We start from the raw sequence: 15,925 nt of genomic DNA, 5'->3' as shown, positions 1-15,925 counted from the left end.
GGATATTATAAAAACAGCAGACCAAAGCTCTACTTACCTTCATTGCAATATCGGCAAATCTTATCAGAGATAAATCCCGAAAGGATAAGACATTACGCAATACTGACTGCTAAATCACTTAATGCATAATGAGGCAACCACTCAAGCTCAGGTCTGTTCGCTGCACCTGTCCGTACCTACCGTTATAACCACAAATGCTGTGTCATCTTTGCCGCATGCACGGGCTCAAACGACTGTAACTGTATTTCGCGCACATGTCTCATGTTTTTCCAAAGGAGATCATGCCCCTTGAGCTTCCGGAATGGCCGCACCCGATTTTGGAAATACTCTATCTCATCTTTAGTACCCAATCTGAGTTCGCTGACGGTCCCATAAAGCCTCACTCCAGGAGGAGAAGGAAAACGTCCGGAAAAAAGCGACTTCAACCAGTATCCAATCCCACTGTTGATGCCCATGATGCAGACACGATTATTGCGTTTGAGATTGTCCGCCATCTTTTGACAATAACTCTCGATATAAAAACCTGTGCAATCATCCCTGAGAAAGAGCGAGCCTATCGGGGTGACATGGGGAGTACCGTCCTCACTAACTGTTGCAATGGCACAGTGACGATTAGTCGAGTGCGCTTTATCCAATACCGCTTTTATCATAGGCCAGTGCTTTCCTATTTCCATGATCGTATTCCTCCTTGGTGCAACTTTTAATGGTCGCACTCGCCTGGCTTGTTGCCGGAGAAACTGCCTTTGTGCCGTCAACTCACTGGAGGTTCTTCTGAGAAGGTGAACTCCAACTCCTTCGGCATTGCCTCATACTGGGATCCTCCAAAGGCAAGCATAGGGAAGAAGAACACCGGGAGAAAAATCATTCCCACGGCAAAAGCTGCGCTTCTTCCAAATTTCTCCGCCAGCGACAGCATTGTGAGCAGATGTATTGCCAATCCCACGATAGGGACGAACAGCAGGATGAACCACCAACCCGGCTTTCCCGAGATTACCATCAGGACATAGAGGTTATAAAACGGGATGATGCTCTTGATCCCCGACTCGCCGGCCTTGCGGAAAATGACCCACATGGCGACGATGATCAAGACTCCGCTGAAAGCCATCATGAGCAGATATTTGAACCAGGCCGGTTCCTTGAGGGGCTGCCCGTTTTTCCGGACAATGGTTTGCGCACTTTTTTGCTGTTGGACCAGGCTCTTCTGCGCCTCGACCGCCTTCTTCATCAGTTCGGGGTCTTGCTTCTTTATCGCCTGCGCCATCAGTTCGGCATTCTCGCGGGTGCGTTGCTCCAGTTCCGTTTGCGAAATGGGGCCGCTTTCGGCGGAAGCACCCTGGGCCGGTTCGGGCAGGACCGCCTCGGTTGCCACCGGTGCCGAAGCGGCAACCGGAGCGGCTTTCGGCGCCGCAGGAACCTGCTCTGCCGGCAGCACCGCCGCCTGCGCCTCGCCTGCCCTTGCAGCTGACTGCACGCCCTGGTGGCCAGGCGTTCCGGCAACGGATGTCGTCTCAGACCGCTTTCTATGGCCCTGGCTCCGCTTTACCGCGGCCGCACGGCGTTTTGCCTCCTTGAACGTTTTACCGATATTTACTTCGCTGCGCGTGAAGTTGAGGACCACGTCCCGGTTCACCTTAACCACGACCTCGCCATTGCGCCTCCAAAAGGCTTCACACTCAAGGACGCTGCCGTCCTGCAGGAAAACCTGCTTGGCAAAACACATTCCTGACAGCTCCAGCCAGATAGCCAGAACAAGCACCCAAGTTCGAAATAAAGTTTTCACGCTCCCTCCATCGTACAGAGCTTGTAGTTGATTGGTTAGTTTTCGCGGAACGACAAGCAACTCCGCTGGCGCAGCCGCACCTACTCGGCGGCCAACACGTTTTGCACCCTTTCCAGCATCAAAGGATGACTGCCAAGCATCTCCCCGAGGCGGGGAACTGCGTCCCGCTCTTTGTAATGATCCGCATCGAGCCGCGCCAAGATCTCGGCGTAGCGGCGCACCGGGATACCCCTTCCCTTCAGGTACTCAACTGCAGCGGCATCCGCTTCCCGCTCGAAATCGCGCGAGTATTTTGCATTGATGATGACTGCAGGCATGGTTGCAGCAAAAGAGCTGACCGAGACGATGTCTCCGGTCAAGCCGGCGACCACGAGAGCTGTGGCCGAATTCTGCAGCAGATGGCGCAGGGCGTGCCTGTGGGTTACATGCCCCGTCTCATGGGCCAGCACCCCGGCCAGTTGGTGATCGTTTTCGGCAATTTCCACCATGCGATCGGTCAGGATGACGATGCCGGAGGGGAGTGCGAAGGCATTGGCGCCTATCTCCCTGGAAGCCCTAAACTCCAGGCGCCACCCGCGGCGTTCGGGATGCTGCGAGACCATGGCGCGGAAAAGGCGCTCCAACTCCAGCCGGCGTTCTTTGGGGAGCGCGCTCGGCTGCAAGGCCACCTTGTCGAGGATCTGCAGGGTTTCCCGGCCGATAGCCTCCTCGGTCGCAGCAGGTAGGGCGAAGGCTACCCTCTGCGCTAACAAGGGAACGCCGTATCGAACCAGGCAAAAGACGACAGCCAGCGTGAGGAGCAAAGCAGCGCCTGCCTTGCCAAGACTCATTTCCCAGCGGTGCAAACGCCCGACGAAACCGCCCCTCCCCTGTGTTTTCAGCAGCTCGTCCAGAAAGTCATCTGCACCGGTCTCCGCGGACGCGCCGTCGGGGAATCGCAGCGTGCGCCGCACCCTCCCCAGGCGCTGGTCGATCCGGACCTCCGCCAGAGGATACGCGCGTTCCAGATCCGGCCCGGACACTATCAAAGAACACTCGACGAGACTCACCGTCACCTCCCGCCTTTGCGAGGTACGGCCGTCGTACCAGAATGCAGCGCAGGAATCGATCATAGTCCCAGGTCGAACCCCACCATGTCCACCAGTTCCTCAGGCCCGGCGCCTACCTGCTGGTCCTCTGAAGCCCGGATGGCATCGAAACCGCCCACACCCGATACGGTGGTCCGCTCCAAGCGATACCTGACCATGCGCACAACAGCCCAAGGCGCAAGCAACCCCAGCGTGCAGATGACGGCAACGGCGCTGGAGAGATAGATCCAAAGCAGATCGCGTACCCGGAGCGCAGAGGCGAACCGGTGCTGGCCCAGAGAGGTTGAATTCCAGGCAAGGTTGGTGAGAGCGGTTCTGACATAAATGCCGGCTATCAGATATACCAGGGCGAAAAGCAGGAAGACGATACCCACTGCGGCGCCTTTCTCGTTGTGGAATCCCACCCCCGCTCCGACTCCGATCCCTACGGCGGCACCGAACCCCACAGGTATCAGGACGAGCAGGGGGAGGAAGATCTTGAAGTAATCCGTGGCGGTGGCGTGGAAGCTGAATGGAGTGGTGCCGTAGCGGCTGTTTTCCACCAGGAAACGGGACTGGCGGTAAAAAACGTAGGGACCCAGGATGCCTATGGTCAACGGGAGCAGCAACTGCCAGCCGAGGAAAACCCGATACGCCTCGCGGTACTCCGGGTTGAAGCCGAAATGGATATTGCGGTGGGTGGAGTTCCTGAGGTTGAAGATACGCGACCGCACCACAACCCAGGGGAAGATCCCCAGAAAAAGAAGTGAGATAGCCGCGAATATGAGCGGGCTGATCCTCGAGGTAAGGGAATAGAGGCCGAAAAACAGGCCAGCGACCAGCCACCCCTTGAGGATGGCCCAAGGGTCCGCAAGGTAATCGAAGGGCGCTCCGTCGAGCAGCGTGTTGCCGCAAAAGTAGCGCCGCTTCCGGACCTTGGCCCACGGAGAATAAAAGCCCAAGGTGACGATGCGCAGCAGCGTGTTCACGATCCAGATGCCGAAGTATTCCCTGGCATCACCGGTGAATGCGAAAGTGAGGGTGCGCGGCCTTTGCCGGACGGGTTTCGAGGATGGCGGGGTCTGGTTCTCTTCAGGAAGTGCAGGCGTATTCCCTGCTTCCGAGGCAACTCCCTGCGCATCGGTTTGCAGCGGGAAAAGGGACTTGCATACGGGACAGGTGACCGTTGTCCCCGGCCGCGGGATGGCGCTGACGTCCATCTGCTTTGTGAAGTTGCAAACGGGGCAGGTCAAAGTTATTGAAGGCATCCTTTTTCCTTTAATGCACGGGACTCACAGGATCTGAAGTGCCCGTTCTTGCATTCACGCAAGTATCCGGTCAGTTGGCAGAGGGTAGCAGAGCTACTTCTGCTGAGTTCAAAGTCACAGTCACTTTATCTAATCGGCTAGGTTGCAATGAACATTAAGCAAACTGATAAAATATTTTCAATAAGCCGGCACTATATTACCTATAGACATCCAAGTCAAATCCCCAGATCCTGGATTAAGGAAGCACCGCCCCGGCAAGAACAAAAGAGGCAGCTACCTGTGACAGATAACTGCCTTTTTTGCACGCCTCGCACCAGCGACGGAGCCTGATGTTTAGGCGGATACGCCTTTATTGTGGAAGCGGGCCGGCGAGGAATCGAATCATTAAAGGATCCCTCGGAGGGCCTATGATGGGCCCAAACAACTGGCAAGGTTGCGGGTTCCCTTCACTGTCGCTGCAGCCGCCGCTACAGGATGGGTGGTCCGGGTTGTCCGAAGTCGTCACGCAGGAACTCGTTGTCGCGCCGATGCATCCGCAGGCCATGTATCCGCCGGTAGCCCCGTTTGGCCTCATCAGGATTATGCCGTTGTTCTTCCCTCCGGGCCCTGGTACTTCCTTGAAGCCGACACCCGGAGCCAGTCTCAGGGCATTGGGCGCCACCACTTCATAAAGCGACGTCTTCTCCCCCACTGTAACCGGGTACATAGGGACTTCATTGGTTGTGGGTGAAACACACGGTGTGCAGCACGCGCCAAGGACGCCGGCGCTCACTGCTAGCGCTATGACCATAACTTTTTTCATCGGTACCCTCCTCAACCTTCATTGGTGTTGTGCTGGCGCTAGATCGACTTCAGGTATTCAACGAGGTCGCCCTTTTCTTGAGCGGTTACGGCTTCTCCTAGCAAATCATGCTTCGTCCCACATGGCACGAAGCCTCTTGGCGCTGTACTTCAGGTAGCTCGTATCCGGCGTGAATACTTCGAGGGTGATGGTGCCGTCGTAGCCTGACTTCTTCAAAACAGCGAGATGCCTGGGAATATCGATGACCCCGGCACCGAGCGGGAGGTGGAGATCGGCATCGCCCCCCTTGTTGTCGTGGAGATGGGCATGCATGAGGCGCGAGCCGAAACGCTCCAAGATCTCGTCGGCGGTGCTCGTCTTCACCATCAACTCAGTGTGGCCGATGTCGAGGTGCAGCCCCAGTTGCGGAAGGGGATCGAGCAGCTCCGCCAGTTGCGCGGCCGAGTTGAAGTTGCGGGGAAGGTTTTCAACCATGACACTCACGCCTGTCCCCTCCGCCGCCTTCATGATTTCGGTCAGGCTCTTCAGGTTCTGGCTGATTACGAAGGACCGGTCATGCATCGGCGCGTGGGCGTCGGGATGTATGTTCATCGCCTTCGCCCCTAGCTCGGCAAAAATCTCAATACAGTGGCGAAATCCGTCGATCGCCCCACGCCGCACCTCCTCGAAGGGATGGGCGATGGGGAGATAGTAGGCGGTGTGGCCTACCACCCCCATCCCGGTCTCGGCCAGCGCCGCCTTTATCTGCTGCAAGTTGCATTGCCACCATCCGGCTTGCGGCGGCTCCAACGTCAAGTCGATGAAGTCGAGCCCCATGTCGGCGAAGCGGCGTATCTCGTCGGCGGGATTGCGGCAGGGATGGTTCATGGCTCCTATTTTCATGACAAGCCTCCACCAAAAAGATGCTCGCAGTTGAAAAGCGCCACCCTATCGTGGTCGGTCTCCGCAGTAGAGCACGACGGAGGAAGAAGCCCCATCGGTGCCCAGATGGACTCAGGGAGCCGGCAGGCAAGGCCAGGGCAGAACCAGCGCAGCAGATTCACCACGCTCCCCAATACCATCCGGTCCGCCCCCAGATTTGTAAGCAAGCGGTCCCAGTCGAGTTCCACTCCGCGTGCATAGAGCAGACTGAGGATGTCGGGCCAGTCGGCACGATCGTGCCTGAGAATATAGAGCTTCGACCAAATCAGCTCTTCCACAGGGAGGAGTTTGACCGGCACCTCGCGAACCAGAAGCTCCCACCCCAAGGTGAGCCAAGTCTCGTCTATGGAACTCCTTCCATTCAGCATGTACCAGAGCAGGTCTATGATGTAGCCCCCGCGAGTGCAGCGGTAACTCCAGGTCCGATCGTACGGCACCTCGGTGTACTCCTCGAATCCAAGTTGCCTGCTCATCTCGATGACCTGCCGGCTGTCTTTCTCCAGGAGGTAAATGTCCATGTCCTTGGTATTGCGGACGCAGGCGGAGTAGGCCGAGACCGCCAACCCGCCGCCGACCGCGAACGGGATGCCGCTGGTTGCCATTTCGTTGATGAAAAGGGCGTAGACCATCCATTGCTCCGGGGGGATGAGCCCTGCCATTATTTCAGAAGCGTTTTCCGGGCCGTGTGATGCTTTCAAAGCTTCGCCCTCCCGTTTTTAGGATGAACAAGTCATAATGCCTGCGGTGCGCCTCACGACATTGTGGCGCATGAACAGTCAGCCCCCTTTAGTCCAACAAACTACAGGTGCCATGTGCCACGGTTTTACTAACTGAGAGAAGCTTTGGGGGAATATGAGTAGCCTTAGCGGGGGTACAGAAAGAAAAAAAATTAACAAGATCCAATAGTACTGGAAAAGGGAACTTGGGCAAGCAGCCTAATTGGGGAAGGAAGAGATGCGGAGGGTCGTTGAAAAGGGCACGAGAGTATGCCCCTGAAGTGTTTGCACTCTTTTAAAAGCGGATGCCGGAGCAGAAGTGGGCGGTGGGCGAGCAGGCTGCTAGCTTAAATCGCCTGAGAGTAATTCTTCCACGGCAGATTCACCTTCAGAGCAATCGCCGCAGGTCCACTGCCATTTCTCGTTCAGTTTGATGCGTCCATCCTTCAACAATTCCGGCGTCGAGCGGCACTCCCCTGTCATCATCTCGCCGTTGAGGTTCACATGGCTGTATCTCATTTCCAGAGACGCATCTGGAAGAACCTTGGCGACGAGCGTACCGAACCGGACTTGTCCTCCTTGGTAGGTGCCCCACACGAGGTCATCCGTCTGCCGGTAATGGAAGATGGTGCTCTCATCCACCTCGCCATTTTCAGAATTGCTTACCGCCTTAAAGAATCGGTCATTGTAGGTTATGGCTATCATTTCGCCTCTTTAATAGTGCAACCAGGGAATAACACCGCTCGGGCTGGACGTCGGATTAAATCTCGGAGCCCGTCTTAACTTGAGCTCCGGCTTGACGCCAACTCTTGGCCAACTCCTCTATGTTTTTGCTGCTTTCGGTCGCTACGCCGTCCTGAAACAGCGTCACTTTGTAGCCGCGATTGAGAGCGCCACGAGCAGTGGCGCTCACACAGTAGGCGCCGTCCAGGCCGGTGATAAATATTTGGTCTACCTGCTTTTCTCTAAGATAGGCATCAAGCTCTGGAGTGGAAAACGCATCCGGCCGGCTCTTCTGGAAAGTAACCGCCGCGGGAATTTCGATGAGGCGGCGGTCCATTTCCGCACCGGGTGAATCTGGGGCGTTGATTCCGCCCATGAGAGCAGACATGATCGGGTTATCGATCACGTTCTTTACAAACACGACAACGGCTCCGTTTGCTTGGGCCTGTGCCAGTAATGCATTAGAGACAGTGACGATGCGATCACCGTCCCTGTAGCGTTTCTTTGCTTGCGGGCCAGTGTAGTCTTCTTGGATGTCAACGATAAGAAGCGCAGCGCGTGGAGTGGCATATTTGTTGATTGGAGTTCCCGTTGTGGGGCGCATACTCCAGTAGATCGCAGCGAATAGCACAAGCACCAGAAGAAGAACAGAACCAGCAGAGCAGAACATTATTTTTTTAGATCGCTTCACAACACCTCCCCACCCCTATTCAGTCGCAGTTGAGGCGGAATGAGCTTGAGGCGCGCTTGCATTCCTTCAGAACCTCCTGGAATATTGCCTCTTACCTAACCCAGGTAACGAAATCTTCCAGCTGACGTTCCTCGCGGGGTTCGGCAGGCGCCTTCTGCACCCCGATGACACATCCGTCCAACTCATAATCGCCCGCCTTCAACCCCAGCAACTGCATGAACTCCTTGTTCTTCGACATGATGCTGGTCTGAGAAATGGGCTGCAATCCGAGGCCTTGCGCAGTAGCCGACAGCCACATGTTTTGCATCGCATGTGCTATGGTTTGCTTTTCCATGGCTGGAAACCCCTTTCGGGTCGCAATGACGACATAGTACGGGGCTTCCAAAAGACCGGGTATCCCCTTTCGTTCAAGCACTGAAATGCGTTCTGCAAATAGCCCCATTGTCTTTTTGAGAAAGGGGAAGAGAGTGATTGCGATCTTCACCTTGCGAGCAACACGACTTATCTCCATGAGCAGCAGTTCTCTTGCCTGTTCCATAGGTTCCGTACCCTGCGAAAAGACGAAAATCTTGCGGATCTCCTTTGGAGGAAGCCCTGTGGCACGACCAAATGGAGCGAATATCGCTGATCGAAGAATCTCTTCCATTTCCTCCACAGGCGGAACGTTATTAGAAAAGCTGCGTATCGTTCTCCTCGCGCGGACGATCTCACTCAAGGTTCCTATTGTTTGATCATTTTTCTCCATCGGATCTCTCTTATTACCTCTTCGGGCTACAGGTGCTTTATTCACTTTCGCCCGTCCTGACAACAATCTTTCCCTTAGCCTTTCCCGATTCACTATAGATGAAGGCTTCCTTTATCTGCTCCAGAGAAAAAACCTTATCAACGACAACCCTGAGTTTGCCTGCTTCGATATATTTCTTCATCCATTCCATATCCGCGGCATTGGGCTTAACCATCACGGCCTTTGCAGTTTTCCGGGTGAAAAATCGGGTGAGGTACTGGTTCAGCAGCACGGAAGGTGACGGAAGCGTGCTTACGTAGACTCCCTTTGCCGTCATCGCCCTTTTGCACTCGGCAAACGAGCGCTTGGCAATGGCGTCGAAGACGACGTCGAACCTCTCGCCACCTTTGGTGAAGTCCTCGTGCGCATAATCCAACACCCGGTCGGCACCGAGATCTTGCACCAGGGCTGCATTGCTGGCGCTGCATACGGCGGTGACACGCGCGCCAAGGATCTTTGCAATCTGTACGGCAAATGTCCCTACACCTCCCGACGCGCCATTGATCAAGACGTGCCCACCCTCGGCAACTTTGCCCAAGTCCCGCAGCGCCCGCAATGCGGTCAGCCCGGCAATGGGGAGCGTGGATGCTTCCTCGGAGCTGACATTGCCGGGCTTTACAAAGGTGCTTCCCTTGTCAGCGCAAACATACTCAGCAAAGGCAGCCAACCTTTTTATTCCCGGGTAGCCAATGACAAAATCCCCTTTTTTGAACTGCCGCACGTTGGCTCCGGTTTCAACGACCTCACCAGCGCATTCACTGCCGAGAATCTTAGGAAAAGAGCGTCCGGTAAAGAGCTTCAGCATGCCGTTGCGAATCTTCCAGTCCACAGGATTCACTGAAGCAGCATGGACCTTGATGAGTACGTCATCTTCCCCTGGAGTAGGCACCGGCACATCCGCAACTTCGACAACTTCGTTGCCACCATACCTGCTTATTGTCACAGCTTTCATCGTTGTCTCCCAAACCATCCTCTCTGTCATGGTCATTGCGACTCATGTCATTGCGGCTTGTGCCCTCGGATGCTGGAACCGCAATTGGTGCAGACAATTCCATATCGTTTCCTTTGGGCTATTATTCCACCTCTCACTTGAGCACAGTGCACAAAGCCCAAAAGATTAGACGGCACTATAGAGACATCATTTATGTTTGTCAAAGTGAACTACGCATCAATGCGACTTTGCAGTCATCTTCTTGAAATGGCAAGACTTTTACTGGCGAAGATTAATGTTGGATTACCGGCGCGTTGACCTTGCGCAGTTGCAAGATGACTTCGAGGATTTGCGGGGATAGGAAGTTAGGGGCTGGGGCCATTGTGACATTATTTTTGTAAAGGTGATATCTCGCCGGGCAAGATCAATCACCCTCATATCCGGTGCTTCTTTTTCAGCCTAGCAACGTCTCCAAGGAAATTTCACGTTGCCCGATTCCCGTTCGCAACCTTTTGCAGCACTTAAGCATCCCCCCTTTTTGGGGGATAAGTCACGCAAACAAAAAAACACGTCTGTTTTTTTGTTTGTAGATCTATTTTTTCATGCTTCCAAAGGGGCAATATCATTACAGTTTTCTCAAGCTCCAAAAAACATGGCCTTACAAAACAAAAATATGGTCTTACAAAAGGAAAAATAGGTCTTACAAAACGAAAAACAGGTTCAACAAATTCGATGCGCAGGTGTCTCGCGCATCCGACTTCCCTGCGATTCCCGAAAACCACTTCGCCGCGTCGGTCTTCCAGTCGCTCAAGCCTCCTGCATATTCACCCGTCCATCCCACCACGACCACGGAACAATGAAACAAGGGGACGCCCATTATATTTACGGGCATCCCCTTGTTCTTCGAGGTAAAGAATTTACAACGTCATGTCACTTTAAGCCCGGTCATTGAGCCACCGAGCAATTCGTCTCTGACTCGGTCTCGTTCTCGGCTTATCTGTTCATCAGTGGCTCCGAGTTTACGCAACATGTGTTCAGTCATGTTGAGCGCAATCTCACCCTCACCTGAAAAAACCGCTTCAGCTCCTGCCTCGCGAAGCGTTTGTATATTCCGCAAATAGGTGGTGCGGGCGATGATCCGCAGTCTCGGGTTTATCTCCCGGGCCAACTGGATAGTCTCCTCACTCCCTTGCATTCCGGAAGAGGTGAGGATGAGGGCAACGGCATCCTGTATCCCGGCAGCGCAGAGCGTATCGCGGTTGGTTGCGTCACCATAAATTACTCCAATCCCATCGGCCTGTAATTGCCGAACCATATGTATGTTCATCTCCACCACAAACGGATCAACTCCGTTGTCGACTAGCAGGCGCACCAGAGTTTTTCCTGTCGGGCCGTACCCCACCACGATTGCACGGTCGCGGGATACCGAATGCAGGCCTGGGACCGCTTCGCCGCCTAGTGCATGTGGTTTTGACCTTGCTTCAAGTATTTGCCACAGACGGGTGTGCCTTGCCCGCCGCTCCAGGGGACCAATAAGCCGGTACAAAAGCGGGTTGAGGCTGATCGAGATAATCGCAGCGGCAACTATAGTATTTGCTCCACTCTCTCCCAACACCCCCATGTCCTTACCTGCCGTGGCCAGGATGAACGAAAACTCGCCGATCTGAGCCAGGGCGACGGCAACTGAGAGTGCCACACGAGGGGCATACCTCAGGACAAGCACAATCGTCAGCGCGGCCAACGGCTTCCCCAGCAGGATTATCACCAAGGTAATGAGCACGAGACCCGGTTCCTGCATCAGATGCCCGGGGTTAAAAAGCATTCCCACCGAGACGAAGAAGAGCACCGCGAAGGCGTCCCTCATGGGAAGCGCCTCCGAGGCTGCGCGGAAGCTGAAGTCGGACTGCTTCACCACCATCCCCGCCAGGAATGCGCCTAGCGCCATGGAGACGCCGAAGACCTTTGTCGATGCAACGGCAATCCCAAGGGCAAGAACCAGGACGGTGAGGGTGAAGAGTTCGCGCGAATGGGTAGCGGCCACACGCTCCAGGAGCCATGGGATGGTGCGCCCGCCTACCCAGAAGGTCAGCCCAACGAGAAGTGCTATCTTAGCCAAAGAGATGCCGATGGCCGCGGGGAGACTCGCCGAGTCCGCCGTACCAGCGCCGAACAGTATCGGCAGAATTACCAGCAGAAACACGGTCAGTATATCCTCGACGACCAGCCACCCCACTGCGATGTGGCCGGTCGGAGTGTGCATCTCGTTGTTGTCAACCAGGACGCGAAGTAGAACCACCGTGCTGGCCACCGAAACTGCAAAGCCAAACACTATCCCTGCCGACCACCCCCACCCCAGCCACCTCGCCACAAGGCAACTAAGGAGGGTTGCTACGGCGCTCTGACAAAGGGCTCCGGGTATGGCTACGCGCCGCACCTCAAGTAACTCCTTCAGGTGAAACTGAAGGCCTACGCCGAACATGAGCAGGATGACACCGATTTCGGCAAACTGTTCAGCCATGGCTCGGTCCGCGACAAAACCAGGGGTATGCGATCCGACGGCAATGCCGGCCAAAAGGTAGCCGACAATCGTCGACATGCCCAGGCGATGGGTAAGATACCCAAATAGCAGTGCTGCCGTAAAGCCGCCGGTTATTGTCATGATGAGATCGAGGTTGTGCATTTTTTACAGTTCCTCCTCACTGGTTCCACTTAAGCCGTCCCCGTCCGCCAACTCCCATCCGCCCCGCCTTGCCTCAAGCACCGCAACGATTGGGCTTGCTATGAATATGGATGAATATGTGGCAATGACGATGCCGGCTACCAGTGCCAGGGCAAAATCGTGAATCACCTCGCCGCCGAACAGGAATAAGGAGATGGCTGCAAGGAATGTGGTCAGTGAGGTGATCACGGTTCTAGGGAGAACTTCGTTGATGCTCCTGTTGAACAGACCCTCTTTGGTGTCATCCACATACTTATGCAGGTTTTCCCTGATCCTGTCGAAAACCACCACGGTGTCTGTAAGGGAGTAGCCGGCAATGGTCAGGACTGCGGTTATGAAAAGAAGGTTGATCTCCTTGTTCATCAGGTAAAACAGAGCGACCATTGCGAGCACGTCGTGCAGTGTGGCGGCTATGGCACCTACTCCGAATTTAAAATCGAACCGCCAAGCGATATAGAGGATGATGCCGATCATGGAAAGGCCCACAGCTTTCAGAGTATCCGTTTTGAGTTTGTTACCGATCGAGGGACCGACATCAGTTGAGCTTTCGACGACAAAGGCGTTGCCAGGAAACTCCTTTTTAAATACTGCCGTGATCGTTTCGGAAACGTCTGCCCCGGATTTCCCGACCTTTACCAGGATCCTGTTTCCTCCCTTTATCTCCTGCAAGTTGACCTCTCTGAAAAGGTGGTCGGAAAGCAGTTCGCGTGCTTTTTCCTGAGGGATAGGATGTGTGAAGCTTAGCTGGACCGAGGTACCTCCAGAAAAATCAATGCCCATGTTGGCTGAGTTCCTGGCGATTTGAAGGATACCAATCAAGCCGATGATCGCAATGATAGTCGATATGACAAAGCTGACTTTCCTTTTGCCGATAAAGTCAATGTTGGTATTGCTGATAAGTTGCATAGTTTTTTCCTCTCTATATGCTGAGCCGTCTGATCTGAAAGCGGCTGAAGGCGCTGTCAAAGACCACCTTGGTTGTGACAAGCGTGGTAAAAAGGTTGATGATAACGCCAAGGCTCAGTGAGACCGCGAATCCCTTGACCGGTCCTGTCCCAAACTGGAATAGGACAGCCGCTGTGATCAGGGTGGTAACATGAGAGTCCATGACGGTCAGGAAGGCCTTGTCATATCCAGCATCGATACTCATCTTTGGGGTACAGCCAAGCCTGATTTCCTCTTTGACCCGCTCAAAGATAAGCACGTTCGAGTCAACCGACATGCCGACCAAAAGAACGATGGCCGCGATACCGGGCAAGGTCAGCGTGGCACCGAGAGCCGCCAGCGCTCCCAGGAGAAACAACACGTTGAGCACCATGCCGAAATTTGCCACCAGTCCTGCCATCCGGTAGTAAAACACCATGAAAAGCACAACCAGAAGGATGCCTATTCCACCAGCCATCAACCCTTTGGAGATGGAATCCTCGCCTATCGACGGACCGACCGTGACGTTCTGCACAATCTTCACCGGGGCGGGAAGCGATCCCGCGCGTAGGACAATAGCCAGATCAGCAGCCTCCTTTTCGTTGAAGTTGCCGGAGATCTGCGCTGAGCCGCCGGAGATCCGTTCCCGAATAACCGGTGCCGAGTACACATTGCCATCAAGGACAATAGCAAAGCGTTTCCCTACATTAGCAGCAGTCACCTGGTCGAAGAGCCTGGCACCGGTGGAATTGAAATCAATTGCCACATATGGTTCGTTATTTTGTGAATCAATCTTCACTTGAGCGTCGGTGAGGAGATCGCCGGTGATGATGGCCTTTTTCTTCACTACAATAGGCACTCCCTGAACAGCTCCGGTGGCTGAATTCGATTGCTGCTCCATCAGAATCTCTGCATCGTCCGGCATAGCATAGGGAGAGGAGGACGATGCGCTGAGATTTTCGTCCACGAGCTTGAATTCAAGGCGCGCAGTTTTTCCGATCAACTCAATAGCTCGTTTGGGATCAGTGATGCCTGGAAGTTGGATCACTATATGATCTATTCCTTCTCTCTGTATTACCGGCTCCAATACCCCGAACTGATCGATTCGGTTGCGGATAGTTTCAAGAGCCTGGGCAACAGCCTTGTCCTTCCTATCCTGCACGGCCTTCTTTTCCATTCGGAATTCGAGGTGTACCATCCCACCCTCAGAATCACGTATTTGTATCTGCTCTAGTTCTGGATATTTTTTCTTTATAAGTTGTGCCTCGTTTTCCGCACTATTCACGTCGTAGAATGCCAGTCGTATGGCATCTTCACCAACCCGGTTAATCTGATGAATGCGGATGCGACGGACATTGAGTGAATCTTCGAGATCCGAGGCAATCAAATCGATATAACCCTCAACTGCTTTTTGCGTATCCACTTTCATTACAAGGTGGGTGCCGCCCTGAAGGTCAAGCCCCAGATGGATTTTGTCTTTGGGGAAATACCCTGTCCACCAGTTAGGCAAGTTGGAAACCAGAGTAGGCGTGAGGTATAGAAACGATAAGAGTACAAAAAATACAATCATGGTTATGCGCCATGAAATGCTCTTTGGCATAGCGTGTGTCCTTTCCAGTTGTTGTGATTATCTTGGCTGCGAGCGCAGAAATACATCGGGCGCGCCTGGACCTTTGCACCTCGCACTGAAGACGGCGAAGGCGCCAAGCCATAGTTTTTGGCCCAGATATCACTAAGCTGCTGTTATTTGGTTTTTAGCTTGCATGCACGCAGATATGCCGCGTCATTTGCTCGCAGCACGTGCATTAAAAAATGAATACGCTGCGAACGCATTTTTTCCTGCGCAAAAAAACGCGCGGAAAGTGCAAACTATGGCTGCTACTGAGGAATGATGTGTGCTACGCGGGTGGTGCTCTGGCAGGAAGAATTGAGACTACAGACGAGATAAAGGATTGGGATTGATGCTGAAAAACCGTAACGGGAACGACTGGACTATTTATCTGGAATGCATTGCTGACGAGAGCTGAAAAATTGACGTTTTTTATGGATTTTATATGCGAGCATTTTGTCAGAGTTTTAACAACAGCGGTATCGGAGCCGTTGGATTTCTGTGACAAGGAAAGCTGAGGTTCCAGCAAATCACTGAAATTAGGTACTTCTATCCCTTGCGTAACAAAAAAGACTGCTACAGCCAGGATTAAAGGCAGCATAAATTTTTTCGTTGTGGAATTAGCAGTAAATAACTTCATGATACAAACTCTATATGAAGTCATAGTTAGTTGCAAGAATAGATTGCTAGCCATGACTTTATTGCACACATGCATTGCAGGCTGACGTGCCAGCAGCTCAAGGTCAGTTGCATTCACTTGTACATAGCACACCCACTTCCACCACCTGCTGCCAACACCACGATCATCATCCTCCACCATTTCACCACCACCTCCTCCACCATTTCACCACCACCTCCTCCACCATTTCACCACCACCTCCTCCTCTCTCTCCTCCTCCTCTCTCCTTCTTCCTCACCCTTTCTCCCTCTCTTGACTTACGACAAACTTGCGAGTATTCTCGCAACCCTGATTCGGGGAGAGGGGGACAG

At 53.8% G+C, this 15,925-nt stretch carries 14 protein-coding genes; all 14 read right to left on the bottom strand.

Annotation, left to right across the window (positions count from 1 at the left end):
- Positions 1 to 182 precede the first annotated feature (182 nt).
- The 14 genes from GBEM_RS02550 to GBEM_RS21160 all read right to left on the bottom strand — a co-directional run bounded on the left by GBEM_RS02550 (position 183) and on the right by GBEM_RS21160 (position 15,755).
- Positions 183 to 674, bottom strand: a complete 492-nt coding sequence (locus GBEM_RS02550) for a pyridoxamine 5'-phosphate oxidase family protein (RefSeq protein ID WP_012528952.1) — start codon at positions 672 to 674, stop codon at positions 183 to 185.
- Positions 675 to 751: 77 nt separating this feature from the next.
- Positions 752 to 1,780: a DUF5684 domain-containing protein gene (locus GBEM_RS20585; RefSeq protein WP_012528951.1), complete on the bottom strand. Its 1,029-nt coding sequence runs from the start codon at positions 1,778 to 1,780 to the stop codon at positions 752 to 754.
- An 80-nt stretch (positions 1,781 to 1,860) separates the two neighbouring features.
- Entirely contained in the window at positions 1,861 to 2,892 is a 1,032-nt protein-coding gene (locus GBEM_RS02540; RefSeq protein ID WP_012528950.1) for a M48 family metallopeptidase, read from the bottom strand.
- A complete protein-coding gene (locus GBEM_RS02535; protein ID WP_012528949.1) occupies positions 2,889 to 4,115 on the bottom strand; it encodes a DUF898 family protein in 1,227 nt (408 codons plus the stop codon). The genes GBEM_RS02540 and GBEM_RS02535 overlap by 4 nt, the downstream gene beginning before the upstream one ends.
- A gap of 907 nt (positions 4,116 to 5,022) precedes the next feature.
- Positions 5,023 to 5,799, bottom strand: a complete 777-nt coding sequence (locus tag GBEM_RS02525; protein ID WP_012528947.1) for a sugar phosphate isomerase/epimerase family protein — start codon at positions 5,797 to 5,799, stop codon at positions 5,023 to 5,025.
- Entirely contained in the window at positions 5,796 to 6,536 is a 741-nt protein-coding gene (locus GBEM_RS02520) for a nucleotidyltransferase family protein (protein ID WP_012528946.1), read from the bottom strand. The genes GBEM_RS02525 and GBEM_RS02520 overlap by 4 nt, the downstream gene beginning before the upstream one ends.
- Positions 6,537 to 6,896: 360 nt before the next feature.
- Entirely contained in the window at positions 6,897 to 7,259 is a 363-nt protein-coding gene (locus GBEM_RS02515; RefSeq protein WP_012528945.1) for a hypothetical protein, read from the bottom strand.
- A 55-nt stretch (positions 7,260 to 7,314) separates the two neighbouring features.
- Positions 7,315 to 7,968, bottom strand: a complete 654-nt coding sequence (locus tag GBEM_RS02510) for a cysteine hydrolase family protein (RefSeq protein ID WP_012528944.1) — start codon at positions 7,966 to 7,968, stop codon at positions 7,315 to 7,317.
- 91 nt (positions 7,969 to 8,059) lie between these two features.
- Entirely contained in the window at positions 8,060 to 8,713 is a 654-nt protein-coding gene (locus GBEM_RS02505) for a nitroreductase family protein (protein WP_012528943.1), read from the bottom strand.
- 37 nt (positions 8,714 to 8,750) lie between these two features.
- A complete protein-coding gene (locus tag GBEM_RS02500; RefSeq protein ID WP_012528942.1) occupies positions 8,751 to 9,704 on the bottom strand; it encodes an NAD(P)-dependent alcohol dehydrogenase in 954 nt (317 codons plus the stop codon).
- Between the two features lie 904 nt (positions 9,705 to 10,608).
- The gene (locus GBEM_RS02490; protein WP_012528941.1) at positions 10,609 to 12,363 is read right to left on the bottom strand and encodes a cation:proton antiporter; all 1,755 of its coding nucleotides are present in this window, start codon (positions 12,361 to 12,363) and stop codon (positions 10,609 to 10,611) included.
- A gap of 3 nt (positions 12,364 to 12,366) precedes the next feature.
- On the bottom strand, positions 12,367 to 13,308 hold the full coding sequence (gene secF / locus GBEM_RS02485) for a protein translocase subunit SecF (protein ID WP_012528940.1): 942 nt from the start codon (positions 13,306 to 13,308) through the stop codon (positions 12,367 to 12,369).
- 13 nt (positions 13,309 to 13,321) lie between these two features.
- Positions 13,322 to 14,926 (bottom strand): protein translocase subunit SecD, encoded by a 1,605-nt coding sequence (gene secD / locus GBEM_RS02480; protein ID WP_012528939.1) that lies wholly within the window; start codon positions 14,924 to 14,926, stop codon positions 13,322 to 13,324.
- Between the two features lie 298 nt (positions 14,927 to 15,224).
- Positions 15,225 to 15,755: a hypothetical protein gene (locus tag GBEM_RS21160; protein ID WP_012528938.1), complete on the bottom strand. Its 531-nt coding sequence runs from the start codon at positions 15,753 to 15,755 to the stop codon at positions 15,225 to 15,227.
- Between the last annotated feature and the right edge of the window lie 170 nt (positions 15,756 to 15,925).

The organism is Citrifermentans bemidjiense Bem (genome assembly GCF_000020725.1).
Taxonomy (GTDB): Bacteria; Desulfobacterota; Desulfuromonadia; order Geobacterales; family Geobacteraceae; genus Geomonas; species Geomonas bemidjiensis.
The sequence above is the reverse complement of the archived record's forward strand: the minus strand, read 5'-3'. Positions and strand labels throughout refer to the sequence as shown.

Coding starts and splice junctions, on each gene's coding strand:
- GBEM_RS02550 (WP_012528952.1), bottom strand. CDS start 674: ATGGAAATAGGAAAGCACTGGCCTATGATAAAAGCGGTATTGGATAAA.
- GBEM_RS02540 (WP_012528950.1), bottom strand. CDS start 2,892: ATGATCGATTCCTGCGCTGCATTCTGGTACGACGGCCGTACCTCGCAA.
- GBEM_RS02535 (WP_012528949.1), bottom strand. CDS start 4,115: ATGCCTTCAATAACTTTGACCTGCCCCGTTTGCAACTTCACAAAGCAG.
- GBEM_RS02525 (WP_012528947.1), bottom strand. CDS start 5,799: ATGAAAATAGGAGCCATGAACCATCCCTGCCGCAATCCCGCCGACGAG.
- GBEM_RS02515 (WP_012528945.1), bottom strand. CDS start 7,259: ATGATAGCCATAACCTACAATGACCGATTCTTTAAGGCGGTAAGCAAT.
- GBEM_RS02505 (WP_012528943.1), bottom strand. CDS start 8,713: ATGGAGAAAAATGATCAAACAATAGGAACCTTGAGTGAGATCGTCCGC.
- GBEM_RS02500 (WP_012528942.1), bottom strand. CDS start 9,704: ATGAAAGCTGTGACAATAAGCAGGTATGGTGGCAACGAAGTTGTCGAA.
- GBEM_RS02490 (WP_012528941.1), bottom strand. CDS start 12,363: ATGCACAACCTCGATCTCATCATGACAATAACCGGCGGCTTTACGGCA.
- secF (WP_012528940.1), bottom strand. CDS start 13,308: ATGCAACTTATCAGCAATACCAACATTGACTTTATCGGCAAAAGGAAA.
- secD (WP_012528939.1), bottom strand. CDS start 14,926: ATGCCAAAGAGCATTTCATGGCGCATAACCATGATTGTATTTTTTGTA.
- GBEM_RS21160 (WP_012528938.1), bottom strand. CDS start 15,755: ATGGTGGAGGATGATGATCGTGGTGTTGGCAGCAGGTGGTGGAAGTGG.